1 protein-coding gene and 1 pseudogene are annotated in these 541 nt (G+C 32.9%); both read right to left on the bottom strand.

Annotated features, from left to right (window positions below; all coding sequences use genetic code 11):
* A pseudogene (locus R8N49_RS29825) lies at positions 1 to 380 on the bottom strand (GGDEF-domain containing protein); the annotation flags it as partial.
* Positions 377 to 541, bottom strand: a 165-nt coding sequence (locus tag R8N49_RS29820) for a transporter substrate-binding domain-containing protein (RefSeq protein ID WP_318190792.1), incomplete at its 5' end; no start/stop codon positions are given. The pseudogene R8N49_RS29825 and the gene R8N49_RS29820, both read right to left, overlap by 4 nt.

Genomic DNA, 541 nt, shown 5'->3' with positions numbered 1-541 from the left:
ACCAGCGTTAACTTGTTGTAGATGTTGCTACTGTTGATCAACTTGCCGTCAATCTTCTCATCAAATCTACGTTTTAAGTTGATTAAACTTGCACCTAGGCCATATTCCATCGACATACCAGATGCTAAGTTTGCAAAAAATGTTTGAACGGTTTTGTCACTCGATAAATTATCTACGTCTTCACTTGCAATAGTAAATAAGTTGTCTAGTGTGCTTGCATAGCTTTTTACTTTTAAATCCAGCTCTCTATATTGAGAGTCTTTTAATTTATTCTGTCCAAGACTTGTAACAACGATAAGTATCGCTAAATAAATAGAAACGATTATTGCGCTTATCGATATTATCTTTTTACTGGATATTTTTTTAACAGCCTTTTTCATCGATTTTTCTTACTATCTTCTAAGAAGTAATCGTTATAAAAGTAGTAAATTGACGGGTAGTATTTTTTAACGAGCTTTTCATACGTCCCATTTTTTTTAATAGAATCTAAATAACGATCAAACGCTTCGCGTAATTCCGGTGAATTTTTACGGAACGCAAC

This window comes from Vibrio sp. 1978, assembly GCF_033344345.1.
Note: the sequence above shows the minus strand (reverse complement) of the source record. Positions and strands in the feature narration are given on the sequence as shown.